Origin of the sequence: Sphingobium sp. (assembly GCF_049304695.1) — a bacterium.
Lineage (GTDB): Bacteria > Pseudomonadota > Alphaproteobacteria > Sphingomonadales > Sphingomonadaceae > Sphingobium.
Window position 1 is genome coordinate 69,525 of the sequence record NZ_JBAQOK010000093.1, and the last position, 24,599, is coordinate 94,123.

General features: G+C 63.8%; 27 protein-coding genes. 20 read left to right on the plus strand and 7 right to left on the minus strand.

Annotated features, from left to right (window positions below; all coding sequences use genetic code 11):
- Positions 1-192 precede the first annotated feature (192 nt).
- From WA070_RS17860 to WA070_RS17875, 4 genes are all read left to right on the plus strand, one after another.
- The gene (locus WA070_RS17860; RefSeq protein ID WP_422635249.1) at positions 193-849 is read left to right on the plus strand and encodes a Tim44/TimA family putative adaptor protein; all 657 of its coding nucleotides are present in this window, start codon (positions 193-195) and stop codon (positions 847-849) included.
- An 11-nt stretch (positions 850-860) separates the two neighbouring features.
- Complete coding sequence (locus WA070_RS17865; RefSeq protein ID WP_422635250.1) at positions 861-2,126, plus strand: murein transglycosylase A; 1,266 nt, start codon at positions 861-863, stop codon at positions 2,124-2,126.
- Positions 2,127-2,134: 8 nt separating this feature from the next.
- Positions 2,135-2,695 (plus strand): Smr/MutS family protein, encoded by a 561-nt coding sequence (locus tag WA070_RS17870; RefSeq protein WP_422635251.1) that lies wholly within the window; start codon positions 2,135-2,137, stop codon positions 2,693-2,695.
- 104 nt (positions 2,696-2,799) lie between these two features.
- Entirely contained in the window at positions 2,800-4,488 is a 1,689-nt protein-coding gene (locus WA070_RS17875; protein WP_422635252.1) for a putative bifunctional diguanylate cyclase/phosphodiesterase, read from the plus strand.
- A 324-nt stretch (positions 4,489-4,812) separates the two neighbouring features.
- On the opposite strand, the gene WA070_RS17880 is transcribed toward WA070_RS17875, so the two are convergent.
- A complete protein-coding gene (locus tag WA070_RS17880) occupies positions 4,813-6,624 on the minus strand; it encodes a DUF885 domain-containing protein (RefSeq protein WP_422635253.1) in 1,812 nt (603 codons plus the stop codon).
- Between the two features lie 161 nt (positions 6,625-6,785).
- Here WA070_RS17880 and WA070_RS17885 point away from each other — a divergent pair, with 161 nt between their 5' ends.
- The 8 genes from WA070_RS17885 (at position 6,786) to WA070_RS17920 (ending at position 13,287) form a co-directional block, all read left to right on the plus strand.
- Positions 6,786-7,472, plus strand: a complete 687-nt coding sequence (locus tag WA070_RS17885; protein WP_422635254.1) for a glutathione S-transferase family protein — start codon at positions 6,786-6,788, stop codon at positions 7,470-7,472.
- 121 nt (positions 7,473-7,593) lie between these two features.
- Positions 7,594-9,045, plus strand: coding sequence for a 3-isopropylmalate dehydratase large subunit (leuC, locus tag WA070_RS17890; RefSeq protein WP_422635255.1), 1,452 nt, complete (start codon positions 7,594-7,596; stop codon positions 9,043-9,045).
- Positions 9,046-9,154: 109 nt separating this feature from the next.
- Positions 9,155-9,763 (plus strand): 3-isopropylmalate dehydratase small subunit, encoded by a 609-nt coding sequence (leuD, locus tag WA070_RS17895; RefSeq protein ID WP_422635256.1) that lies wholly within the window; start codon positions 9,155-9,157, stop codon positions 9,761-9,763.
- A 57-nt stretch (positions 9,764-9,820) separates the two neighbouring features.
- Positions 9,821-10,144, plus strand: coding sequence for a DUF1476 domain-containing protein (locus WA070_RS17900; RefSeq protein WP_422635257.1), 324 nt, complete (start codon positions 9,821-9,823; stop codon positions 10,142-10,144).
- Between the two features lie 12 nt (positions 10,145-10,156).
- Positions 10,157-10,390, plus strand: coding sequence for a BolA/IbaG family iron-sulfur metabolism protein (locus WA070_RS17905; RefSeq protein ID WP_422635258.1), 234 nt, complete (start codon positions 10,157-10,159; stop codon positions 10,388-10,390).
- A gap of 66 nt (positions 10,391-10,456) precedes the next feature.
- Entirely contained in the window at positions 10,457-10,789 is a 333-nt protein-coding gene (gene grxD, locus WA070_RS17910) for a Grx4 family monothiol glutaredoxin (RefSeq protein ID WP_422635259.1), read from the plus strand.
- A 489-nt stretch (positions 10,790-11,278) separates the two neighbouring features.
- Positions 11,279-11,656 (plus strand): BlaI/MecI/CopY family transcriptional regulator, encoded by a 378-nt coding sequence (locus WA070_RS17915; RefSeq protein ID WP_422635260.1) that lies wholly within the window; start codon positions 11,279-11,281, stop codon positions 11,654-11,656.
- Entirely contained in the window at positions 11,653-13,287 is a 1,635-nt protein-coding gene (locus WA070_RS17920; RefSeq protein ID WP_422635261.1) for a M56 family metallopeptidase, read from the plus strand. Before WA070_RS17915 ends, WA070_RS17920 begins: the two co-directional genes overlap by 4 nt.
- Positions 13,288-13,316: 29 nt before the next feature.
- Here WA070_RS17920 and WA070_RS17925 read toward each other — a convergent pair whose 3' ends face one another.
- Complete coding sequence (locus WA070_RS17925) at positions 13,317-14,597, minus strand: DEAD/DEAH box helicase (protein WP_422635262.1); 1,281 nt, start codon at positions 14,595-14,597, stop codon at positions 13,317-13,319.
- A 222-nt stretch (positions 14,598-14,819) separates the two neighbouring features.
- Between WA070_RS17925 and WA070_RS17930 the strand changes: the two genes are divergently transcribed.
- Positions 14,820-15,119: a putative quinol monooxygenase gene (locus tag WA070_RS17930; protein WP_422635263.1), complete on the plus strand. Its 300-nt coding sequence runs from the start codon at positions 14,820-14,822 to the stop codon at positions 15,117-15,119.
- A gap of 18 nt (positions 15,120-15,137) precedes the next feature.
- On the opposite strand, the gene hemW is transcribed toward WA070_RS17930, so the two are convergent.
- The 3 genes from hemW to rph are packed head-to-tail and all read right to left on the minus strand — an operon-like array spanning position 15,138 to position 17,762.
- On the minus strand, positions 15,138-16,313 hold the full coding sequence (gene hemW / locus WA070_RS17935; RefSeq protein ID WP_422635264.1) for a radical SAM family heme chaperone HemW: 1,176 nt from the start codon (positions 16,311-16,313) through the stop codon (positions 15,138-15,140).
- 46 nt (positions 16,314-16,359) lie between these two features.
- Entirely contained in the window at positions 16,360-16,989 is a 630-nt protein-coding gene (rdgB, locus tag WA070_RS17940) for an RdgB/HAM1 family non-canonical purine NTP pyrophosphatase (RefSeq protein WP_422635265.1), read from the minus strand.
- Between the two features lie 56 nt (positions 16,990-17,045).
- Positions 17,046-17,762: a ribonuclease PH gene (gene rph / locus WA070_RS17945; RefSeq protein ID WP_422635266.1), complete on the minus strand. Its 717-nt coding sequence runs from the start codon at positions 17,760-17,762 to the stop codon at positions 17,046-17,048.
- A 95-nt stretch (positions 17,763-17,857) separates the two neighbouring features.
- On the opposite strand from rph, the gene WA070_RS17950 reads away from it, so the two are divergent.
- From WA070_RS17950 to WA070_RS17980, 7 genes are all read left to right on the plus strand, one after another.
- A complete protein-coding gene (locus WA070_RS17950) occupies positions 17,858-18,364 on the plus strand; it encodes a DUF6438 domain-containing protein (RefSeq protein WP_422635267.1) in 507 nt (168 codons plus the stop codon).
- A gap of 9 nt (positions 18,365-18,373) precedes the next feature.
- Positions 18,374-18,565 (plus strand): hypothetical protein, encoded by a 192-nt coding sequence (locus WA070_RS17955; RefSeq protein ID WP_422635268.1) that lies wholly within the window; start codon positions 18,374-18,376, stop codon positions 18,563-18,565.
- Positions 18,566-18,596: 31 nt separating this feature from the next.
- On the plus strand, positions 18,597-19,643 hold the full coding sequence (hrcA, locus tag WA070_RS17960) for a heat-inducible transcriptional repressor HrcA (RefSeq protein WP_422635269.1): 1,047 nt from the start codon (positions 18,597-18,599) through the stop codon (positions 19,641-19,643).
- On the plus strand, positions 19,640-20,194 hold the full coding sequence (grpE, locus tag WA070_RS17965) for a nucleotide exchange factor GrpE (RefSeq protein WP_422635270.1): 555 nt from the start codon (positions 19,640-19,642) through the stop codon (positions 20,192-20,194). Before hrcA ends, grpE begins: the two co-directional genes overlap by 4 nt.
- A 183-nt stretch (positions 20,195-20,377) precedes the next feature.
- Positions 20,378-21,619 carry a threonine synthase gene (locus tag WA070_RS17970; RefSeq protein ID WP_422635271.1) on the plus strand — a complete coding sequence of 414 codons (1,242 nt, stop codon included), beginning with the start codon at positions 20,378-20,380 and terminating at the stop codon, positions 21,617-21,619.
- 188 nt (positions 21,620-21,807) lie between these two features.
- Positions 21,808-22,458, plus strand: coding sequence for a PadR family transcriptional regulator (locus tag WA070_RS17975; protein ID WP_422635492.1), 651 nt, complete (start codon positions 21,808-21,810; stop codon positions 22,456-22,458).
- Position 22,459: 1 nt separating this feature from the next.
- Positions 22,460-22,738 (plus strand): DUF2218 domain-containing protein, encoded by a 279-nt coding sequence (locus tag WA070_RS17980; protein ID WP_422635272.1) that lies wholly within the window; start codon positions 22,460-22,462, stop codon positions 22,736-22,738.
- Between the two features lie 37 nt (positions 22,739-22,775).
- On the opposite strand, the gene WA070_RS17985 is transcribed toward WA070_RS17980, so the two are convergent.
- Positions 22,776-23,906, minus strand: a complete 1,131-nt coding sequence (locus tag WA070_RS17985; RefSeq protein WP_422635273.1) for a M14 family metallopeptidase — start codon at positions 23,904-23,906, stop codon at positions 22,776-22,778.
- Complete coding sequence (locus WA070_RS17990) at positions 23,903-24,535, minus strand: DUF4136 domain-containing protein (protein WP_422635274.1); 633 nt, start codon at positions 24,533-24,535, stop codon at positions 23,903-23,905. Before WA070_RS17990 ends, WA070_RS17985 begins: the two co-directional genes overlap by 4 nt.
- Positions 24,536-24,599: the final 64 nt, after the last annotated feature.

A 24,599-nucleotide genomic window follows, 5' to 3' on the forward strand; every position in this document is an offset into this window, starting at 1 on the left:
AAGTCCTTCAAGTCGCTTGTTGCCTGGGCGCTGTACGCCCCCGGAATATGATGACCCGCGCGCTTAGCAGGGGCGACAGGGCAGGGCAATGGCACGGGATTGCCTTCATGAATACGCCGCCTATTTGAAGTTACGCGCAAACATGCCTATGTTGTGCGGAACATTGTCCCCCGACAAAGGGTATAGCCTTCCGTGTATGTGATCGTCATCCTCGCCATGATTGCCGGCTTCCTTGCGTTGCGGCTTTACTCCGTGCTGGGAAAGCGCACCGGCCATGAGCAGGAGCCTGCCGTCCCGCGTCCTTCCGACGACCGCGCGAGGGCCACGGTCCTGCAACCGCGCGGTACGACCGATGCGCCGGGCGATTCGGTTCGTCTGGCCGAAGGGATGATCGCGCCGGGTGCGGAAATGGGCGTGCGCGCTCTGATCGCCGCCGACCGCAGCTTCGACGTGCCGCAGTTCATCGATGGTGCCAAGAGCGCCTATCGCATGGTGCTGGAAGCCTTCTGGCGCGGCGATCGTGAGGAACTGGGCTGGCTGTGCGACGATGATGTGCGCGCATCCTTCGAAGAATCGATCGCTGCGCGCGAAGCCGACGGCCACGTCCTCGACAACCGTCTGGTCCGCATCGAAAAGGCGCAGATCGTCGAAGCGTCGCTTAACGGCCGTATTGCCGAAATCGCATTGCGGTTCGAGGCTGATATTGCCGCTATCACGCGCGACAAGGACGGCAACGTCATTGCCGGTTCGATGACCGATGCGGTAGGCACCAATGATGTGTGGACCTTTACCCGCGACCTGCGCAGCGCCGATCCCAACTGGAAATTGAGCGAAACCGACGAAGCGTGAGCCGGGGCGTGATGCCGCGTTTTCGTTTGCGCACGTCGGGGCTTTGCCTGTTGTCGGCGCTGCTGTTGTCGGCCTGCGCCGGTGGCATGATCCCGCCATCGGCAGGCGGCCCCGCCACGACCCGGCCCCGCACCCCTGCGATAGAAGTGGCCAGGCAGCCGGTTCCTTCCACGCCGCGCCCCTCGCTGCCCGTCACCGCTCCAACCGACGCGACGATCGACGTTACGACTGCCGCTGGCGTTGGCGTTACCCGTGGTCCCGACATCGGCAGCCTGATCCCGTCGGGCGAACGGTCGCGTCTTGCGCTGACCGCCTTTCGCATTTCCTGCCCCACTTTGATGCGCCGCACCGACCAGAGCGGCCTGACGCGCGGGGCGGACTGGAACAATGCCTGCGCCGCCGCGTCCAGTTGGCCCGAAGCATCCGCCAGTGAATTTTTCTCCCGCTATTTCGAAGCGGTGCAGGTGGGCGATGGCAAGGCGTTCGTCACCGGCTATTATGAGCCGGAAATCAAAGGCGCACGCACGCGTCAGCCCGGTTACGACGTCCCCATTTATCGTCGCCCCACCGACCTGATCGACGTCGATCTCGGCCAGTTCAGCGACAGCCTGAAAGGCCGCTCCATCCGGGGCAAGGTGCAGGGCGCGAAGTTCATACCCTATGACGAACGCAGTCAGATCGTCGCGGGATCACTCGACGGGCGCGGGCTGGAACTGGCCTGGGCCGCCGATCCGATCGAATTTTTCTTTCTTCAGGTGCAGGGCAGCGGTCGCCTGAACCTGCCCGATGGCAGCGTCATGCGCATCGGTTATGATGGCCAGAACGGGCGCGATTATACCGGCATCGGCAAGCTGATGAAGGATCGCGGGCTGATTCAGGCTGGGTCGATGCAGGATATCATGCAATATCTGCGCGCCCATCCGGTCGAGGGCGCGGCGATCATGAACGAAAATCGCAGCTTCGTCTTCTTTCGCGAACTGACCGGCGCAGGGCCGATCGGCGCTTTGGGCGTGCCGGTCACAGCCGAAGGGACCGTCGCCGCCGATCCCAAATTCATACCGCTGGGCGCGCCAGTGCTGCTCTCGCTCGACCGATCCGAACCCAATGGCATATGGATCGCGCAGGATACCGGCGGCGCGATCAAGGGGGCGAACCGGTTCGACAGCTTCTGGGGCGCGGGCGAACGGGCGCGCAGCATTGCTGGCGGCATGTCGGGACGCGGCAGCGCGCTGATCCTGTTGCCGATCGGATCGGCCGCCCGCCTGTCCCGACCCTGACCGCCGCGATGACGCGGCGGCGGCTTTCCCCCGATGAACAGGCGCTGTGGACCGCGCTGGCCCGCACGGTCCGCCCGATCCGCCGCGCGCCGCCACCTGCGCCCGTTCCGGTCGTCGCGCCGCCGCCAATCGCGCCTTTTCCGCCACATCCGAAACCAAAGTCGGCGAAACGGACGAAGCAAATCCCGCCACCTCCTCCACCGCCGCCGGTGCGCACGCCCGTCGCCGTGCTGGATACCGCATGGGAACGGCGTATCCGCAACGGCGCGATGGTGCCGGACATGAGCATCGACCTGCATGGCCATACGCTGTCGGCGGCGCATGCCCGGCTCAATCAGGCGATTGCCGACGCCTTCCTGCGCGATGCACGCGTGCTGCTGGTCGTGACGGGCAAGCCACCCAAGGCAACGGGGGCAGCGGCGCAGGGCAAACGCGGCGCGATCCGGGGCGAGATCGGCCACTGGCTCGAAACCAGCGCCCATGCCGATCGTATCGCCAGCGTCCGGGTCGCTCACCCGCGTCATGGCGGTGACGGGGCGCTCTATCTGATATTGCGCCGCAAAAAATAGCGTCAGTCGCCCGGTTCGCAGATGCTTTTTTAACTACTGATCCCGCATATTCCCGCGATTGACGGCCCCGGATCGTGGGGCATGAGGCAGGGTATAGGGGGCATATGCAGGGGGTGACGTTGAAAAGCCGCGCTGCTGCCTTTGCCTGCGCTGCGGGCGCACTTGTCTTCATCCTCTCGCTGATCCTTGGCTACACAGCAGGCGGGCATGAGGACGATCTGTTGCGCATCGGCCGCTCGCTCATCATCGCCATCCTGTGCGGCACGATGAGCTGGGCCTCCACCGTCCGATCCATGGCCGCTACGGCCACGGCGCTCGACGCGGCGACCGAAAGATTGCTTGCCGCCGCCCATGGCGACCTGCAATCGCGCGTGCCTGCGGAAATCGGCGTGGAATTGCCAGACCTGTCAGTCGCGATGCACAGCCTGTTCAGCCAGGTACGCACCAATCTGGACCATGTGCAGACGCTGGCCCTGTTCGATCAGGTCACCGGCCTTGCCAACCGCACTAGCTTTTACCGGCAGGTCGAACGGCTGCTTGCCGAACGGCAGGACGGCGGGATGGCCGCGCTGTTCTTCATAGATCTCGACGGATTCAAGGGCGTAAACGACACGCTGGGCCATGCGGCTGGCGACCAGTTGCTCGCCCGTGTCGCCGGGCGCCTGCGCGAGGTCGTGATGACACAGGTCAGCGATGGTGCTGGCGATGCCGTCATCGGTCGTCTGGCGGGCGACGAATTTACGATGTTCTTCCCCATATTGTCCGGTCACAACGCAGCGGCGCGCATCGCCCGCGCCATTCAGTTCGCGCTGGGCGAGCGGTTCGACCTTGGCAGCCAGCATGTCGATCTGGGCGCGTCGATCGGCATCGCCTGCTACCCCGATCATGGCGAAACCCTGTCCACTCTGCTGCGCGCGGCGGACGTCGCCATGTATCATGCCAAGCATGAAGGGCGTGGTCGGACGGAAATGTACACCGCCGAACTCGCGCTGCAGGCCGCCGACCGCGAGGAGCTGGAGCGTGATCTGCTGCTGGGCCTGCAGCGCGACGAATTTCTGCTGGAGTTTCAGCCGCAGATCGACATCGGCACTGGCCGGGCCGTGACCGCCGAAGCGCTGGTCCGCTGGGCGCATCCCGAACGCAATCTCATCATGCCGGGCGGATTCGTGCCGGTGGCGGAAGAAAGCGGCGTCATCGTCGCGCTGGGCGACTGGGTCATGGACCGCGTGTGCCAGACGGCGGCCCGCTGGGCGCGCGATGGCGTGGGCCAGCGGATCGCGATCAACATTTCCAGCCGTGAACTGGCGCAGGCGGACTTCTTCCTGCGCCTGCGCCACGCGATCGACACCCATGACGCGCCGCCCGCGATGCTGGAGCTGGAAATCACCGAATCGCTGGCGATGGGAATGGAGCCGCGCGTGCTGGATCAACTCGCCGCCCTGCGCCGCGACGGCGTATGCGTCGCCATCGACGATTTCGGCACCGGCTATTCCAACCTGTCGCGGCTGAAGGAACTACCCGTAGACCGGGTCAAGATCGACCGCTCTCTGGTCCGCGACATTGCCACATCAGCCGAAGCCCGCACCATCTGTTCCGCCGTTGTCGGCCTGATCCAGGGGCTGGGCATGGAAGTCGTCGTCGAAGGGATCGAGACGCAGGCACAGATGGACATGCTGCGCGTCATCGGCTGCACCCTGTTCCAGGGATATCATCTGGCCATGCCGACGGGGGAGGAGGATTATCTCGCCCGCTATGCGGCGCGACCGTTGGAGATGGCGCGCGACGCTGGGTAGGGGATGGTGGCCTTTGGGTGGGGAGCGGTCGTCCAAGGAAGACTATATCGTTGCCGGGTTTTTCATTGCGGCGACGGCTGTTCGCATATTTTTTCCTCTACCTGCCGCAGTGGTTTTAACCATCGGGTGTCTTCTCGCTCCCATTTTTATGTGGCTCTTGATGAGATCGCTAAAGCGACGAGGGAAGGAACGACGCGAAGACCGAAAGGCAGCCTGGCGGTCATTCGTGAATGACCGCTCAATCCGTTGATTTTCGGCGCTCCTGGATAACTGCCGTCGCTCGCTTCCGCTCATCCTCCCCGAATCAATGAGGGGGCTTAGGGATCACGCGATCCCAGCCCTTCGCCGCACAGTCTGCTTCAATATGTCGAGCGGCATCGCGCCTACCGTCAGCACGTCGTGGAATGCCTTCAGGTCGAACTGCTGGCCCTGCTTGCGCTTCACTTCCTCGCGCAGTTCGTTCCATACGGTATGACCGATCTTGTAGCTGCACGCCTGACCCGGCCAGACGGTGTAGCGGTCGATCTCGCCCTGGCTGCGGCCACGGGCGATGCCGGTGGTGGCGATCAGATAATCGGTCGCCTTCTCCCGGCTCCAGCGTTTGGCGTGCATCCCGCTGTCCACGACCAGCCGCGTGGCGCGGAAGAGGAGCGACTGGAGATAGCCGACCTGACCCAGCGGATCGCCCTTATACATGCCCATTTCATCGGCCAGCTGTTCGGCATAGAGCGCCCAGCCTTCGCTATAGCCGCTGTAAAATCCGCGCCGCCGGATCATCGGGATGGAATCGGATTCCAGCGCGACCGATACTTGCAGATGATGGCCCGGCACCGCTTCATGATGGGTCAGCGTCGCAAGGCCGAATTTGGGCCGGTCGAACGTGTCGCGCAGGTTGATGAAGTAGATGGCCGGCCGCGATCCGTCGAGCGATGCGTTCTGATAATAGCCACCCGGCGCGCCTGCCTGAATCGTCACCGGCACGCGGCGGACTTCGACCGGTGCCTTTGGCACGGTGTTGAACGATTCGCCCAGCCGCGCCTGCATGGCGATGATCTGATTGTTGAGTTGCGCAAGGAGCTGTTCGCGCCCCGGATCGGTGTTGGGGAACAGCTGGTCCGGGCGCTTGTTGAGCGCCACCAGCCGGTCGCCGACCGTCCCTTGGCTCATCCCTTCGCCCTTCAGGATCGCGTCGATCCGCCCGCTGATCTCCGTCACCTGATCCAGGCCGAGGCGATGGATTTCGTCGCCGGTCATCGCCGTCGTGGTCGCCGCTTCTGCGGCGGCGGCGTAGAAAGCCTCGCCATCGGGCAGACGCCATACGCCTGCGTCATGCGACGCCTTTGCCCGCAAATCCGCGACCAGCGCGCGCTGGCGATCGATTGCAGGGAAGATCGTGTCCGCCACGATCTTTTCCGCCTGCACGGCGCGGGCAGGGGGCAGGCCCGCTTCGGCCAGCTTCCTGACGAAGGAGGCGACCAGCACGGTCTGCGCAGGCGTCTGGTCGCGCAACGACGCCTGCATCTTCATCGTCGTGTCGAGGATATAGTCGGGCGCGAACACGCCCTTGGCCGCATCGGCCTTTTGCCGGGCCGTTTCGCCGTCCAGCGCGGCGGGGAACGCTTCGAGGCGCGAGAGATAGGCGTCGGCGTCAGCGGCGTCCTTTACCCGATGCTGCGAATCGAGGAAGTCGGGCAGTTCGCGATAGCTGCCGGTCAACTGGCTCAATATATAGGGCGCATAGCGGCCCGCCGTTTCGCCATAGCCAAACTTCTCGCCGCCGATCCCGCGATCGAGCTGATAGGAGACGACGTCATAGTCGAGCTGGCTGGCGGGGGTGAGCGTCTTGCGGTCGATGCCGGCAAGCTGGCGCGCCTGCGCCTTGGTCCGGGCCACATCGCGGGCGACTCCGGCAGCGGACGTGTCGGACAACTTGCCGCGCAACGCCGCGCGCTTGCCGGTGTCGAGGCCGAGCCGGGTCGCCTGCTCAGGCGAATCGTCCAGCCGTTCGTAGAAAAAACCATCGAGCATCGCACGTAACCGCGCGTCGCCGCTGCCGGTCTGGGCCAGCGCGGAGGGGATGGCGGTCGCGGTCAGGGCGCTCGCGCCGCTGGTGGCAAGGAACTGGCGTCGGTTCACGGCTGGAAAACTCCGTTCGTCGGGGAAAGGGATGGCGTTTTACTACCGTCCAAGATGCCCCTTTGTGCCGCCCCGACAGCCACTTGGCTAGCCCTGTGGGCCAAACTTGGGTCTATATCGCTCCATCCCGATAGGATAAGCGGGCCGGGAAAGGGGAACCCATGTCCTACACGCTCGTCACCGCGAACCGGAATTATTCCAGCTGGTCGCTGCGCCCCTGGCTGTTGATGACCGTGCTGGGCATCCCCTTCATCGACAGGATCGAACCGTTCGCGCAGCCAGTCAACTACACCGATTTTCGCGCCTTTTCGCCGACGGGGCAGGTGCCTGCGCTGATCGACGGCGATCGCACGGTCTGGGATTCGCTGGGTATCGTCCTGTATCTGGCCGAACGCCATTCAGGCGTCTGGCCGGGCGATGAAGCCGGGCGGGCCTTTGCCATATGCGCCACCGCCGAAATGCACAGCGGCTTTGCGACGTTGCGCAATGATTGCACCATGAATGTCGGCGTTCGGGTCGAGCCGCATCTGCCTTCGCCAGCGCTCAATCGCGATCTGGCGCGGCTGGCCGAATTGTGGAGCGAAGGGCTGGAGCGGTTCGGCGGGCCTTTTCTGGCAGGGCCGGATTTCACCGCGATCGACGCTTTCTATGCGCCCGTCGCCTTTCGCGTGCGCACTTATGGGCTGGACGTCGGCCCGGTGGCGCGCGGCTGGGTGGAGCATATGCTGGCGCTGCCCGCGATGCGCACCTGGGAAGCAGCCGCGCTGGCCGAGACCTGGCGCGAGGATGGTCATGAGGCGGAGATGAAGGCGGCAGGGTGGATCGTGGAGGATTTTCGCGCGCTATGAGCGCGCTTCGCCGCGACGAGCAGGGTTGTAACATTCTTGCCCGGCCTATGGATAAAAGCGCATAAATCGGGCGCGAAACCCCTTTTCCCGGCGTGCTTCCGGGTCTAGGGGGTTAGGCCTTATGGTTAAGCCACGCACCCTCTATGAGAAGATCTGGGACGCGCATGTCGTAGAGCGCCGCCCGGATGGCACTTGCCTCATCTATATCGACCGTCATCTCGTGCATGAGGTGACGTCGCCACAGGCGTTCGAGGGGCTTCGGCTCGCCGGGCGCACGGTGCGGCGGCCTGACCTGACGCTGGCGGTGCCGGACCATAACCTGCCCACCACGCCGCGCCGCGACGCGCAGGGAAACCGCATTCCCATCGCCGATCCGCAAAGCGCGCAGCAGCTCGCCGCGCTGGAGGCGAACGCCCCGGCCTTTGGCATCCGCTATATCGGCGACGCGGATGCGGAGCAGGGCATCGTCCATGTCGTCGGGCCGGAACAGGGCTTTACCCTGCCGGGCACGACATTGGTGTGCGGGGACAGCCATACATCGTCGCATGGCGCATTGGGGGCGCTGGCTTTCGGCATCGGCACGTCCGAGGTCGAGCATGTGCTGGCCACCCAGACGCTGCTGCTCAAACAGTCCAGGACGATGGAAGTCGTGGTCGAGGGCGAACTGGGCTTCGGCGTCACGCCCAAGGACGTCGCGCTGGCGATCTGCGGCCACATCGGCACGGCGGGCGGCACTGGCTATGTCATGGAATATCGCGGGTCGGTATTCCGCGACATGTCGATCGAGGGGCGGCTGACCGTCGCCAACATGTCGATCGAGGCGGGCGCGCGGTCCGGCCTGTTCGCGCCCGATGACAAGACCTTCGCCTATCTGGAAGGACGGCCGATGGCGCCCAGGGGCGCTGAGTGGGATGCTGCCGTCGCCTGGTGGCAGACGCTGCACACGGACGAAGGTGCGCAGTTCGACAAGACGGTCGTCATCGACGCCGCCGACATCGTGCCGACCGTGACTTGGGGCACCAGCCCCGAAGACGTGGTGGCCGTGACCGGCGTCGTCCCCGACCCCGACAGTTTCGAGGACGCGTCCAAGCGCGCCGCCGCGCAGAAATCGCTCGACTATATGGGCCTGTCCGCCGGGCAGCGGATGGCCGACGTGGCGGTCGAACATATCTTCATCGGCAGTTGCACCAACAGCCGGATCGAGGATCTGCGTGCCGCTGCCGCGCTGCTGAAAGGTCGCCATATCGCGCAGGGCATCAAGCATGCGATGGTCGTGCCCGGATCGGGGCTGGTCAAGCGGCAGGCGGAGGCCGAAGGGCTGGACCGCGTGTTCATCGACGCCGGGTTCGAATGGCGCGAGCCGGGCTGCTCGGCGTGCCTGGGCATGAATCCGGACAAGGTGCCGTCGGGCGAGCGGGCCGCATCGACCAGCAACCGCAATTTCATGGGCCGTCAGGGTCCGGGCGCGCGCACCCATCTGGTGTCGCCCGCCATGGCCGCCGCCGCCGCGATCACCGGACGACTGACCGACGTTCGCGAACTGCTGAAAGAACAAGAGGGAGTGGGCGCATGAAGAAGATTTTCTGGCTGTTGACGCTGGGCGCACTGGCCAGCGCGGCGATGGCCGCGACGCTGGGTCGCGCCGAAGATCTGCCTGCTGCGCCGGTGAAGCAGGCGCGCTGATGGACAGGCTGACGCAGGTCGAGGGGCGGGCCTATCCGTTCGGCATGAAGAATGTCGATACCGACATCGTCATTCCCGCTCATTGGCTCAAGACGATTTCGCGCACCGGCCTTGGTCAGGGCGCGTTTGAAGTGTTACGCAAGGAACCGGGCAACGTCTTTGACGATCCGCAATATGCTGGTGCGCCGATCCTGATCGCGGGCGATAATTTCGGCTGTGGGTCCAGCCGGGAACATGCCGCCTGGGCCATTGCCGACCTGGGCATCAAGGTCGTGATCGCGCCCAGCTTTTCCGACATTTTTTCGGGCAATGCGTTCAAGAACGGCATATTGACCGTGGTTTTGCCGCAGGATGCGATCGACCGGCTGATGCAGGTGGCGCAGGGGATCGACGGCCATCCCGACGACATTCATATCGATCTGGAACAGCAGACGGTCACGACCCGCTTTCAGGATCGCTTCACGTTCGAGATCGATGCGTTCCGCAAACATTGCCTGCTGGGAGGTCTCGACGAGATCGGGCTGACCCTGGGCGATGCGGATGGCATCGGCGTGTATGAAGCGCGCGTGGCGCAGGAGCGCCCGTGGGTCGTTCCTGCCGTTGCGTAAACGGACTGAACTTCCTATCTGTCAGCTCTTATCAGTTTCCAGCGGGGCCAAACACGCATGACCACTTTCGACGATCGCGAACAGGCGTTTGAAAATATGTTCGCGCATGATCAGGAAATGCAGTTTCGCATCCAGGCCCGACGCAACCGCCTGCTGGGCGAATGGGCCGCGCAGAAGATGGGCCTGACTCCCGAAGAAACCGACGCCTATGCCAAAGCGGTGGTACAGGCCGATTTTGAGGAAGCGGGCGACGAGGATGTCATCCGCAAGCTGGTTGGCGACATGACGTCGGCGGGTCTCGATATCGACGAACCAGCCGTGCGCGCTGCGCTGGAAGAACAGGCCGTGATTGCGCGCCGCATGTTCATCGAAGCCCAATAAGGCGCATTCGACATGCCGATGGCCGCCGATGACATTGCCGACATGATCCGCGCGGGTATCCCCGATGCGCAGGTCGAAATCACCGATCTGGCCGGAGACGGCGACCATTATGCCGCGCGCGTCGTCGCCGAAAGTTTTCGGGGTATGAGCCGCATAGCGCAGCAGCGCGCGGTCTACGCGGCGCTGGGCGGACGCATGGGTGGTGTCCTTCATGCCTTGCAACTGACGACGGCGGTTCCCAACTAACCGGCATCATGAAAATATGCGTCGGCCCAATCTGCGCCGCGCCAGACAGGAATGGATTTTTCGATCATGACCGACGCCGTGCATGAGAAACTTGCGCAGCTCGTCCAGAGCAACGACGTTGTGCTGTTCATGAAGGGCACGCCGCTCTTCCCCCAATGCGGCTTTTCCAGCCGCGCCATCGCCATATTGGAACATCTGGGCGTGGGTTACGACACGGTCGACGTGTTGCAGGACCAGGATGTTCGGCAGGGGATCAAGGCCTTTTCCGACTGGCCGACCATTCCCCAGCTTTATGTGAAGGGCGAATTTGTCGGCGGCAGTGACATCATGATGGAAATGTATGAAGCGGGCGAGCTTCAGCAGTTGATGACGCAACAGGGTGTCGCGCCCGCAGCCTGAGTACGGCGATTGCCGAGATATGCCAAAAGGGCGGTCCGGCACATCGGGCCGCCCTTTTTCGTGCGATCCAGATCCTCTCCTGCAAGGGGAGGGGGACCACGAGGTGGTGGAGGGGTATCCCTCTATCGAGAGGTCGACACCCCTCCGTCTGGCCTGCGGCCATTCACCTCCCCTTGCAGGGGAGGATATGAATGGGTGAGCCATCCTATTTATTGATTTGAAGGAAAAGCCACCGGGTGGGGGACGCTGGCGGAGACGGCCTGCATCCCCCGGTAGTTAAACGGTGGGTTACGGCGATCAAGGTGCAATCGGCGTGCCACTTCCCTCCATCCGCGCGGTTCTGCCTGATCCAAAGGTTAATGCGCTCCAACGGGTATCGCGACCTGTCAGAAATCCCGACAGATAGCGCCTGTTTCCCGATAAAAATCTCCATTGACTACATCCGTAATCGATGCGACTACATTTGTAGTTATTCGGAGAATCAGTCGCGTGACGCAGCCCAATGAAAAGATCAGCGAAGCTGAACTGGTAGTCATGGAGGCGCTGTGGGAACGTGCGCCGATGACCGCCAGCGACGTGTCGGATCGCGTCGCCGCGCCCCGCGACTGGAGCGCGCAGACGGTCAAGACTTTGCTGTCGCGCCTGATGGCCAAAGATGTCATTGCCGCCGATCAGGACGGCCGCCGTTTCCTCTACCGGCCTTTGATCGCGCGGGACGATTATGTCGCGGGCGAATCCGGGCGACTGGTCAACCGGCTGTTCGGCGGGCGGGTGTCGCCTTTGGTCGCGCAACTGGCGCAGCAGGACCAACTGACCGCCGATGACATCGCCGAACTGGAGGCGATCCTTAAAGGCCTGAAATCATGAGCGTCTGGATCGCCGAAACGCTGATCGCCACGACATTGCTGATGGCGCTGGTCATGATGCTGCGCGGCCCGGTGGCGCGCTGGCTGGGGGCGAGTGCCGCCTATTGGCTCTGGCTGCTGCCGATCGCGCGCATGCTGCTGCCTGCCGTGCCGCAGGATCTGGCCGAACCTTCGCCGCTGCATGTCGCAGTGGACCAGGCGGGACTGCCCGACCTGCTGGCCGTCGCCCCCCAGCCTGGTGCATCCGCAGCCTTCCCATGGTTCGAAGCGGCTATCGCGCTCTGGCTGCTGGGGGTTGCGATCTTCGTCGCCATCCACGCCATTGGCTACACCCGCTTTCGCCGTCACATCCTGACCGGAGTCACGCCGATCGAGCAGCAGGGGCGCATCCACATCATCACCAGCCCGCACGCCAGCGGCCCGCTCGCCTTCGGCATTATGCGGCCATATGTGGTGCTCCCTATGGATTTCGCACTGCGCTACGACGCGCTGGAACAGGAAATGGCGATCGCCCATGAAAAGGCGCATCACGACCATCATGATCTGGCGGCGAACATGGTCGCGCTGCTGCTGCTGGCGATCCACTGGTGCAACCCGGTCGCCTGGATCGCCTATCGCGCCTATCGCGCCGATCAGGAAACGGCCTGCGACGCGCGCGTCCTGGCGCTTTACGGCCGCGATCAGGCGCATGTCTATGGCCGCGCCATCCTGAAGGCTGCAGGTGGGCGTCAGTTCGCCGCCGCCTGCCATCTGACTCGTATTGCCACGCTCAAGGGGAGGCTGAAAATGCTTTCGAATCACGATATTTCTCTGCACCGGATCAGCTGGGGCATGGCTGCCGTGGCGCTCGTCACCGCCACCGGCCTGGCGCTGACCGCATCGGGCAGTCGCGCTGCACAGGAGATGGCGGCGATCACGCAGAAGGTCGAGGTAGCTGACTTCGCCCGGCTGACTGATCTGGTGGCGGAGCCTGCGGCCGCCAGCATGCCCAGCCTGCCCGAACCATCCGCTATGGCCGCCGCTCCGGGCGCTCCTGAAGCACCGGCATCCCTATGGCCTGTCGATTCGGTGACCGTGCCTGCTGCACCGATCGTGCCGGCCGCCGATATGATCGCGCCGGTAGCCCCGGTAGCGCCGCCGCCAGCGTCACCTGTCGTGCGCACGGAAAACGGTCGCCGTACGGTGGCCTATCCCGACGGGCGCATCGAAGCCCATCGCATTCTAACGCAGGCCGAGATCGCGCGCATGGTGCCGCGCGTCGATGTCCGCAGCGGATGCGAGGGACAGGATAAGGTCAGTCGCAGCGAAACCGCTGGCGACGCTGGCGGCCGCACCATCCGCGTGCGCGTCTGCGCAGCGGCGATAGAGCGCGCTGCTGAACGGGCCGCCGCGCAAGCCGAAGCCCAGGCCAATCGCGCCGCGCGCATGGCTGCTCGCGAAGCCGCCCGCGCCGACGTGGACGCGCAGCAGGCCGACCGCACGGCGCGCTCCGCCCAGATGATTGCGCTAAAGGGTCTGCTCAATGCGCGCGTCAACATGGCCCGCAACTGGTCTGTACCCGCCAGGGATAGAGCCGAAGCGCTTCGCGAACTCGATGATTCCATCAAGGAAGTGCGCAGCGAGATGGATTGAATTCGCCCCGGTGTCGATGCAGCAGGCCGTCAGGCCGCCTTCGCCGCCATGCGCGCGGCGAGTTTCTCTTCCTCGGTCCATATCTTACGCTCGCGCACCTTCTGCGGCTTGTCCTGCTTGGCCGGCCCGCCGCCCAGCACGGGCGCACGCATGGTCGAGTGTCGCGCCACTTCGCAATGCCATTGATGATCGGCCTGAACAGTCAGGCTACGGCCGATTTCCCGCTCCACATCATGCAGCCATGCACGTTGTTCGGCATCGCACAGCGTAACAGCAAAGCCGCTGCGCCCCGCACGCCCGGTGCGGCCGATCCGGTGGACATAGCTTTCCGGCAGGCTCGGCAGGTCGTGGTTGAACACATGTGTCACCGTATCGACATCGATGCCGCGTGCCGCGATGTCAGTTGCGACGAGAACCTGCACACTCCCGGCGCGGAAGGCGTCCAGAGCGCGCTCCCGCTGGCCCTGCGACTTGTTGCCGTGCAGCGCTTCTGCCGTAATGCCCGCTTCACTGATGAAGGCGCACACCGTGTTGGCAATATTCTTCTGCAGTGTGAAGACGACGGCCTGGCCCATTTCCGGCGTCTGCAGTAAAGCCAGCAACGCGGCCTTCTTGTTCTTCGCATCGAGGAACATGACGGACTGATCGATCCGATCGACAGTCGTCGAAGGCGGCGCGATCTCCACCTTGACCGGATCGCGCAGCAGGCTTTCGGCCAGCGTAGCAATGGATTTCGGCATCGTTGCCGAAAACAACATTGTATGTCGATCCTTCGGCAAAGTCGCGACAATGCGCTCGATCGGCTTGGCAAAGCCCATGTCGAGCATCTGGTCGGCCTCATCCAGAACCAGCGCCTCCAGCTGCGAAAGATCGCACAGGCCCTGGTCGATCAGATCCAGCAGGCGTCCCGGTGCCGCCACGATGATGTCGACGCCAGCGTTGAGCGCGTTGACCTGATGAAACTGACTGACGCCGCCGAAGATCGTCGTCACGCGCGGTTGCAGATCCCCGCCGAAAGTTTCGAAGCCAGCAGCGATCTGGGAAACCAGTTCGCGCGTGGGGGCAAGGACCAGAATGCGCGCGCCGCCCTTGGGCGCTGGCCGGATATTTTCCGACAGGCGATGCAGCAGCGGCAATGCGAAGGCAGCAGTCTTGCCAGTGCCCGTTTGCGCCATGCCGAGCATGTCGCGCCCCTGCAGCAGCATCGGGATGGATTGAGCCTGAATCGGCGTAGGGCTGACATGGCCTTGCTCGGCCAGCGCCTGCAGCAAAAAGGGCGCCAGGGAGAGATCGGCGAAGGTCATGGTCATGGGTACGCGGCGCCTCCAGCGCTGAGCGGCTGCGCCTGATGGGGCATAGCATGTTGGAAGCGCGGGCTGTTAAGTGCGATGCTGCACTGCGTCAATGCGGAAAGCCGGAATCCCGCCATTTATGCATCTTGCAGGCACCGCATCGCGGGGACGACGTGCTGTTTGTCTGAAACGGAAATTGATGCATCTATTTCGAACATGTCGTTGTGCTACGGAGAGCCTATGCTGCTTATCATTGGAACGATATCTCTCCCGGCAAACAATCTGACCGCCGCGCGCCCCTTGATGCTACGGATGGTCGAAGCCAGCCGGGCGGAAGAGGGCTGCGTCGAATATGGCTATGCCGAAGACGTGCTGGAACCGGGCCTGATCCACATAAAGGAAATCTGGACGGATCAGTCCGTGCTGGACCGTCATTTCGCCTCGGATCATATTGCTGAATGGCGCAAAGCATGGCCGGATCTGGGCATCGGCGACCGGCGTTTGCGCATCTATGAAATAGGCGAGCCGCGTCCGACCTAGGCTCGTCACTATTGCCCCTTAAATCGCCACCAACTCTGGCAGGATAGCGTCTAGCAGCAACATGCCCGCCGGGGCGACCTGCAAGCGCGCGCCATCCAGGCGGACGAGGCCAAGGCCGGTCAATTGGTCGATCGCCCGGTCGTTTACCAACCGGTCCTGCACGATCCCTGACATCGTTGCGATCCGGGCAAGGTCCACGCCTTCGCCCAGCCGCAATCCCATCAGCAACGCCTCGCGTGCGCGGTCATCGCCCACCAGCACTTCCTCGCTCTGAAGGCCGTTGCCGTTGCGCTCGACCGCACCCATCCAGTTTTCCGGCTTCCTGTGGCGTAATGTCGCCATGCCACCGCGTCGCCCATGCGCGCCCGGACCCACGCCCATATAATCGCCATAGCGCCAATAGGTCAGGTTGTGGCGGCTTTCCTGGCCCACCCGCGCATGATTGCTGATCTCATAGGCGGGGATGCCCGCCGCGCCGGTCATCGCGGCAGTCAGTTCGTACAGCGTCGCGCCATGATCGGGATCGGCGGGCGTCATCCTGCCCTGCGCCACCAGGGTCGCAAAGCGCGTGCCCGGCTCGATCGTCAATTGATAGAGGGAGAGATGCCCGGTGCCGAACGCCAGCGCGCGGGCGAGTTCCGCTTCCCAATCTGCTTCGCTCTGGTCAGGGCGGGCATAGATCAGGTCGAAGCTGACCCGATCGAACAGCCGCTGCGCCGTGTCGAGCGCGGCCAGCCCCTCGGCCACGTCATGCGCGCGACCCAGAAAATGCAGCGCCTCATTGTCCAGCGCTTGCAGACCCAGCGACACGCGGTTGATGCCGGTCGTCGCCAGATCGCCAAAGCGGGCGGCCTCGACCGAATTGGGGTTGGCCTCCAGCGTGATTTCGATGTCCGGGGTAAAGCCCCAATGCGCCTGCGCCGCTGCGATCAGGTCCGCCACCAGGGCAGGCGGCATGAGCGACGGGGTGCCACCGCCAAAGAAGATGGAGGAAAGGGGGCGACCGGTCGTCAGGCTCGCTTCATGCGCCATGTCGGCCAGCAGCGCCGTGCGCCACGCGGCCACGTCCACGCTATCGCGGACATGGCTGTTAAAATCGCAATAGGGACATTTGGAAACGCAAAAGGGCCAGTGGATATACAGGGCTTGTGCGTCGGCAATGGCGGGTGCGGGAAAGGGGGCAGCAAGATGCATGGCAATGTTCAGCCCTAAACCCTTTCGCCGGGTCGGGCTATGGCTGTCAGAAAACCGCAGCGACCAGCTTGGCGAAGGCGTCCGCGCGGTGGCTCATCGCATGTTTGGCGTCCGGGTCCATTTCGCCGAAGCTGATGTCGTGGCCCAGCGGCATGAACATCGCGTCATAACCAAAGCCATTGGCCCCGCGCGGCGGCCAGACGAGCGTGCCATCGACTCGCCCCTCGAACGCTTCGACATGACCATCGGGCCAGGCGAGCGCCAGCGCGCAGACGAAATGTGCGTCATGGCCGACGTCCGGTCCCTTGGCCATCACGCCATCCCACACTTTTTGCATGGCCAGACCGAAATCCTTGGTCGGCCCTGCCCAGCGCGCGGAAAACAGGCCGGGGTCGCCGCCCAGCGCCTCGACCGCCAGTCCGCTATCGTCGGCCAGCGCAGGCAGGCCGGACAGGTCGGCGGCCTGCAACGCCTTCAGTTCGGCGTTGGCGATGAAGGTCGTACCGGTCTCCTCCGGCTCGGGCAGGTCGAGCGACGCGGCGGAGATAGGCTCTATGCCATAGGGGCCAAGCAATGCCGCGATTTCGCGCACCTTGCCCGGATTATGGCTGGCAATGACCAGCTTGCCGGGCGTCAGCTTGCGGATTGCCTGTTCCTGTCCGAATTGGTCGGTCATAGTTTACCCTTATTCTCTTCGTCATCCCGGACTTGATCCGGGGTGACGATTGAAAATTAACGCCCCGTCGCGACATCCTGCGCCGCAAAGATCTTCGCGCAGCCGATCCGCGCCAGGCGCAGCAGGCGGAGCAGTTCTTCCTCGTCATAGGCCGCGCCCTCGGCGGTCGCCTGCACTTCGGCGAATTTGCCGTCGCCGGTCAGGATCAGGTTCGCGTCGGTTTCGGCATTGCTGTCCTCGGCATAGTCGAGGTCGAGGACCGGCGTGCCCTTGTAAATGCCGCAGCTGATCGCAGCGACCTTCTGGATGATGGGGTCGGTGGTCAGCGCGCCAGACGCCATCAGCTTGTCGATGGCGATGCGCAGCGCGACCCAGCTTCCCGAAATCGCCGCCGTGCGCGTGCCGCCATCGGCCTGGATCACGTCGCAATCGACGACGATCTGCCGTTCGCCCAGCGCCTTCATATCCACGACCGTGCGCAGCGAGCGTCCGATCAGGCGCTGGATTTCCTGCGTGCGGCCCGACTGCTTGCCTTTGGCTGCTTCGCGGCTGCCACGGGTATGGGTCGCGCGGGGCAGCATGCCATATTCCGCCGTGACCCAGCCTGACCCCTTGCCGCGCAGGAACGGCGGCACTTTTTCCTCCACCGACGCGGTGCAGAGCACGCGGGTGTCGCCGAAGCTGATAAGGCAGCTTCCCTCGGCATGGATGGTGAAGCCAGGTTCCATGATGATGTCGCGCATCTGGTCGGGCGCTCGGCCGGAAGGACGCATAATTTTCTACTCCGAAACGTTCAGTTGACGGCGCTTAACGTCCGATGACGCGACTTGCCAGTGTCGCGAAAGAAATAAGGCGTTAAAGAGGGGCGATGAAAAGATATGCAATGATGGCGGGACTGGTGCTGCTGGCGGGCTGCGTGGGCGGTGGCGACACGCAGCTGGAAACGCCCAAGGCGCCCGGCGAAACGATCCGCTTTACCGCAGGACGCTGTTTCGGCGCGTGCCCGGCCTACAGCCTGCGGGTGACGCCGGACGGATCTGGTCTGCTGGAACCGGAGAAATTCACCGCCGTTCCCGGCCCGACGCGCTTTGCCGTTACCATGGTGCAATATCGCCGTCTGCGCACCGCGCTCGCGCCCTATCGCCCGCCCAGCGGCACGGCCAGACGGATCAGCAATGGCGAAAACTGCACCCGCTTCGCCACCGACATGCCCGGCTATGTGATCGAATGGACCGGCAACAGCGGCAAACCGACACGACTGGAGTTTCAGTCCGGCTGCATGGACGCACGCTATGCCAGGTTGCGCACCACCATCGCGGCGATTCCCAGAATGCTGGATGTCGAACCGATGCTCAAACCCAAGCCCGCCCGATAGGAGTGTGTGATGCGCGTTCTTTTGCAGATTGTGGGCGTCCTCATCATATTGATGGGGCTGCTGTGGGTCGGGCAGGGGGCCAGCCTTATCCACTGGCCGCAATCTAGCTTCATGCTCGATCAGAGGCCATGGATCTGGCGCGGCGCATTGCTGGCTGTAGTGGGAGTCGTGTTGATCCTCTTTGCAAGACGCAGACGTTGAGCCTGCTCGCAATCCACCCTACATTGCTGCCATGACGCTAGCGACGCCGATATCCGAACTCAACGACCGCGCGCGTGACGTATTCCGGCTCGTGGTGGAAAGCTATCTTGGCACCGGCCTGCCCGTGGCGTCGCGCACGATCAGCAAGCTGGCGACGCTCAGCCTGTCGGCCGCGTCGATCCGCAACGTGATGCAGGATCTGGAAGAACTGGGTCTGCTCGCGGCGCCGCACACATCGGCAGGCCGGATGCCGACCGAAACGGGCCTGCGCCTGTTCATCGACGGCATGATGCAGGCGGCCGAACCATCCATTGAGGAGCGGCGCGCGATCGAAGCGGGGCTGGCCGAAAACGGCCCGATCGAAGAAGCGCTGTCCGCGGCCACCGCCGCGCTGTCGGGCCTGTCCGCCTGCGCTGGCATCGTCATGGTCCCCCGGCGTGAACCGGTGTTGCGCCAGTTCGGCTTCGTGCCGCTGAACGATCGGCAGGCGCTGGCCGTGCTGGTGGGGCAGGACGGGTCGGTCGAAAACCGCGTGCTCGACCTGCCGCCCGGCGTCACGCCGTCGATGCTCAATGAAGCGGCCAATTTCATGTCGGCACGCTTTGCGGGCATGACCCTGCGGCAGGCGGGCGATATGCTGGCGCGCGAGATGGAGGCGGAACGCGGCCTGCTTGACGGCGCGGCGCGCGAACTGGTGGAACGGGGCATCGCCATCTGGTCGCACGATGCGGACGACCGGCCCGTGCTGATCGTGCGGGGGCAGGCGCATCTGATCGACGATGGCACTGCTGCTGACCTGGAAAGGGTGCGGCAATTGCTGGAGCAACTGGAGGGGAAACAGGAAATTTCCCGCCTGCTGGAAAGCGCCCTGGCGGGCAGCGCGACGAAAATCTTCATCGGCTCGGAAAACAAGCTCTTTTCCCTGTCGGGTTCTTCGGTCATAGCCGCGCCCTACCGTGGCGCGGACGGCCGGGTCGTCGGCGTGGTCGGCGTGATCGGCCCCACGCGCTTGAACTATGCACGGGTGATCCCCATGGTGGATTTCACCGCACAAACGCTGTCGAGATTGATGAGATGAGCGAAGATAATCAGAACGTAGAAAATACCGAAGTCGTGGATCAGTTGCCCCAGGAGGATACGCCCGTGGCGGACGCCAGTGCCGAGCGGATCGCTGCGCTGGAGGCGGAGATTGCGACCGCCAAACAGGATATCCTCTACGCCCATGCCGACACGCAGAATGTGCGTCGCCGGCTGGAAAAGGAACTGGCCGATACGCGCGCCTATGCCGCGACGGCCTTTGCCCGCGACATGCTATCGGTCGCCGACAATCTGTCCCGCGCGCTGGCCGCGATTCCTGTCGATCTGCGCGAAGATGATAAGGTCAAAGGGCTGGTCGTCGGTCTGGAAGCGACTGGCCGTGAACTGGACAGCATCTTTGGTCGCAACGGCATTTCCAAGATCGAATCGGTCGGCCAGCCGCTCGACCCCAACAAGCATCAGGCGATGATGGAAGTGCCGTCTGCCGATGCGGAGCCGGGCACGATCCTGGTGGAGATGCAGGCCGGCTACATGATCAAGGATCGCCTGCTGCGCCCCGCGATGGTGAGCGTGGCGAAGAAAGCGGACTGAATAATCCTTCCGAAAAATCCTCCCATGCAAGGGGAGGTGGCAGCGCGGAGCGCTGACGGAGGGGTGTCACCTTCTCGATAGGGCGACACTCCTCCACCACCAGCTACGCTGGCGGTCCCCCTCGTCTTGCAGGCGAGGATCTTATGGACGCCGCTATCCGTTCACGTTCCAACGGAGGCCCATATGATCCACGACCTGAACCTCATCACCGACCGCCCGACCTTCGTCACCCATCTGGAATGTTCGCTGACTGGCGAGCGTTACGAGGCGGATCGGCTGCATGGGCTGTCGGCAGCGGGTAAGCCGCTGCTGGTGCGCTACGACCTCGACGCCGTTCGCGCGTCGCTGACGAAGGACGCGCTGGCGCAGCGGCCGATGGATTTGTGGCGCTGGCGCGAATTGCTGCCGGTGCGCAATACCCACAATATCGTGAGCCTTGGCGAAAATGCGACGCCGCTCATCCCGCTGCCGCGAACGGCTGCGCGGCTGGGGGGCAGGCATCTGATGGCCAAGGATGAAGGGCGACTACCCACCGCATCGTTCAAGGCGCGCGGCCTCGTCATGGCGGTGTCCATGGCCAAGGAACTGGGTGTGACTCAGGTCGCGATGCCGACCAACGGCAACGCCGGCGCCGCGCTGGCCGCCTACGCCGCCGTGGCGGGGATGGAAGCGATCATTTTTTGCCCCGACGACACGCCGGAAATCAACGTGCGCGAAATCGCGGCGCAGGGCGCACGCGTCTATCGTGTCAACGGCCTGATCGATGATTGCGGCGCGATCGTCGGGCAGGGGGCGAAGGAACGCGGCTGGTTCGATTTCTCCACGCTGAAAGAACCCTATCGGATCGAGGGCAAGAAGACGATGGGGCTGGAACTGGCCGAGCAGTTGGGCTGGGAATTGCCCGACGCGATCTTCTATCCCACTGGCGGCGGCACGGGCCTCATCGGCATGTGGAAGGCCTTCGATGAACTGGAGAAGATCGGCTTTATCGGTTCCAGACGCCCCAAGATGTTCGCAGTGCAGGCGGAAGGCTGCGCACCGATGGTTCGCGCCTTTGAACAGGGCGTCGAATTTGCCGAACGGTGGGAAGGCGCGCATACGATCGCGATGGGCATCCGCGTTCCGCGCGCGGTCGGCGACTTCCTGATCCTGCGCGCCGTGCGGGAAAGCGGCGGCGCAGCATTGGCGGTGTCGGATGCGGCGATCGCTGCGGTCGTGCGCGATGTCGCGCGCGACGACGGGCTGCTGCTGTGTCCAGAAGGTGGCGCGACTTTGGCGGCCTATGGCAGGGCGCTGGATGAAGGGCTGATCGACCGGGACGCGCGGGCGGTGCTGTTTAACTGCGCCAGCGGCCTGAAATATCCGCTGGAAGACCAGTCGCGCGCGCTGGACCGCCACGCACCGATCGACTTCGCGAGCCTTTAAGCATCCGTTTTCCCGCGCAGGTTGAAACCCAGTCCCGAGGTCTGTGCCCGGCTCCCGCCAGAGCGGGAACAGGTAGAGGCTTAATAGCGCCTCGTTACTTTCAGATACAATTAAGATGCATCTTAACTCTTGACGTCTCCAATTTATAAGATATATCTCATTGCATCGTAAAACACATGAAAGACTCAATGATGCATTTCTCTCACTCACACCATGGCCGCGATGGCTGTCGCCATGCCCATATGCACCGCTCCGCCAGCCCTGAAGGATTCGGACGCGGCGGCTTTCGCGGAGGTCGGGGCGGCCGCGACGATAGCTTTGGCGAAGACGGATCGCGTAGTGGTCCGCGGGGCGGTGGCCGGGGCGGTCCCGGTGGCCGACGTCGCTTGTTCGACAACGACACGTTGCGCCTGATCCTGCTCAAGCTGATCGCTGACGAACCGCGCCACGGCTATGATCTGATCCGGGCGATCGACGCGCTGTCGGGCGAAAGCTATGCGCCCAGCCCCGGCGTGGTTTATCCCACGCTCACCCTGCTGGCGGATATGGAGCTGATCGCCGAACAGCCCGGCGAAGGCAGTCGCAAGTGCTATGCCATCACCGATGCCGGCGTGGCGCAGATCGCCGAACGTCAGGCCGCGCTGGACCTGGCGATGGAGCGGCTCGCATCGCTGGCGGAAAAGGCCGAGCGGGTCGATGGTGCGCCGGTGCGCCGGGCGATGCATAATATGCGCATCGCCATCCATCACCGGCTTGAAAAGGAAGGGGCCGATGCCCAGACCATGTTCGACGTCGCATCGCTGATCGACGAGGCCGCCAGCAAGATCGAAAGACTCTGACATGACCCTGACAGCCCATGTACCGACCCCCAATGCCAGCCGCTATCTCCAGCAGCTGTGCAAACATTGGAGCCACAAGTTCGAGACCGACTTCGACACGGAAAAGGGCGTTATCGGTTTTCCGATGGGACCGATCCGCATGGCGGCGCAATCCGATGCGCTGGTCGTGACGATCGAGCCGAAGGAAGACGCCGATGTAGAGCGCTTCAAGATGGTCGTAGCCGAGCATCTCGACCGCTTCGCCTTCCGCGAAGCTCCGCTGACCTTCGACTGGCAATAGTCATGTGTTCCCGCGCAGGCGGGAACACGCTACTCCCTCAAATATCGTCTATCATCTCGGCCAGCACGGCCAGGCAATCCTTGGCCAGCTGCATCGACCGGGCGGGCGACCATCCATAGTCGGCGTCGGGCAGGTCGTCATTGTCCTTGAACGGCATTTCCAGTGTCATCGCCACCGCACCGAACCGTTCGGCCAACTGGTTGGTGGACATGGACAGGTTCGCCTTGCCTGCGCTTGCCACCGGATAGCCAAGCCGCGTCTGGAAATCGGGGGTGCGGGCGGCCAGCGTGTCGCGATAGCGGTGGTAAAGGGCGACCTGTCTGTCGGTGATCGACGGGATGCCTTCGAACCCGGCGATAAACACCGCCGCGATCGCTTCGTCACCATGCACATCCATCGCGAAATTCACGCCGGTCGCATCCATCGCATCGCGGACCAGCAGCACTTCGGGGCTGCGTTCCATGCTGGGGGCGTGCCATTCACGATTGAGGTTCACGCCGACCGCATTGGTGCGCAAATGCCCGCGACGGCTGCCGTCGGGGTTCATGTTGGGCACCAGATGGATGGTGGCTTGTTTGCGCAGCAGGCGGGCGACGGCATCCTCTTCGTCGCACAAGCGCTCCAGCGCGCCTTCCATCCACCACTGCGCCATCGTCTCGCCGGGATGCTGGCGGGCATAGAGCCACACCTGTTTCGGCCCGTCGCCGATCGTCAGCATGTCCATCGGCTGACCGTCCAGCGTCAGTCCCAGTTCGCGATGCGCCACGCCGGGCTGGCAGGCGGCCCATGCGATCACGTCATGATGCCGCTCCATCGAATAGGGGGCGAAATAGGCGACCCATGCGACATTGGAATCGGGAGACAGGCGAATCGTCAGCACGCCATCGGCATAGGCGGTCTCCGCCAGCGACCAGCTGTCCCGGTCCTCGCTGACCCGTGCATGATAATCGGTCCAGCCACCGGGATAGGCCGAATCGGCACAGTTGACGATCCGCAACTCCACGTCCCGCCCGGCTGCACCCGCGACCCGGAAATGAAACCACTGGTAAAAATCGCTCTGGTGGTCATTCGCGATTTCAAGGTCGGCGCGAACGCCCGATGGCGTGTCGGTGATGGACAGGACGCGGATGTTGCCGCCGTCGAAGCTGCTGGTGATGCTGATGGTCATTTGACGGTTATAGTGCGCCCCGATTCACCGGGATAGCCCCCGATCAGCGCGGCGGCGAGTTTCTGCGCGGCAGTGACGGGCTGAGCGGCGGGCGATCCCTGCTTGGCCTCCGTCGAAGCGCGGCCTTCCCAGATTGCGGTCGAATCGGACCGGCGGCGCAGTTGCACATGCAGTTCAGTCGTCACGATATCCTTGGGCTTGCCCGACAGGTTGATGCCCACGCCCAGCCCAAGCCCGCCAAAGGTGCCGCCACGGCGACCGCCGCCGCTGCCGATGCCGCCACCCACACCAACGCTGACTGGCCGATCGCTGCTGCGATCGACGCCCGATGGGCGGAAGGTGCGGTTGAAACTGACCAGCGCGACATAATCGCCCGGCGCGCCGTCCGCTGTGGTGGTGAAGCCCACGCGCTGCAACTGCTGCGCCACTGCGTCGGCATAGGTGCGAAATTCCAGGCTGACGTCCGGGTTGCCGGGCATTTCCTCTACCGCAAAGGTGCCGGACCGTGCCGGATCGCCCATATGGAATCGCGTGACCTCAACACGCGGCGCAGCCGTTGCGGTCGCGCCAAGGGGGAGGGCGCCAAAGGGGAGGGCGATGGTGGCAAGGAGCAAGAGGCGCTTAGACATGAGTTTAACTCCAACGGGCATTGCCGACAGCACGGCACCTATAAAGACGCTATGGGGCATATAA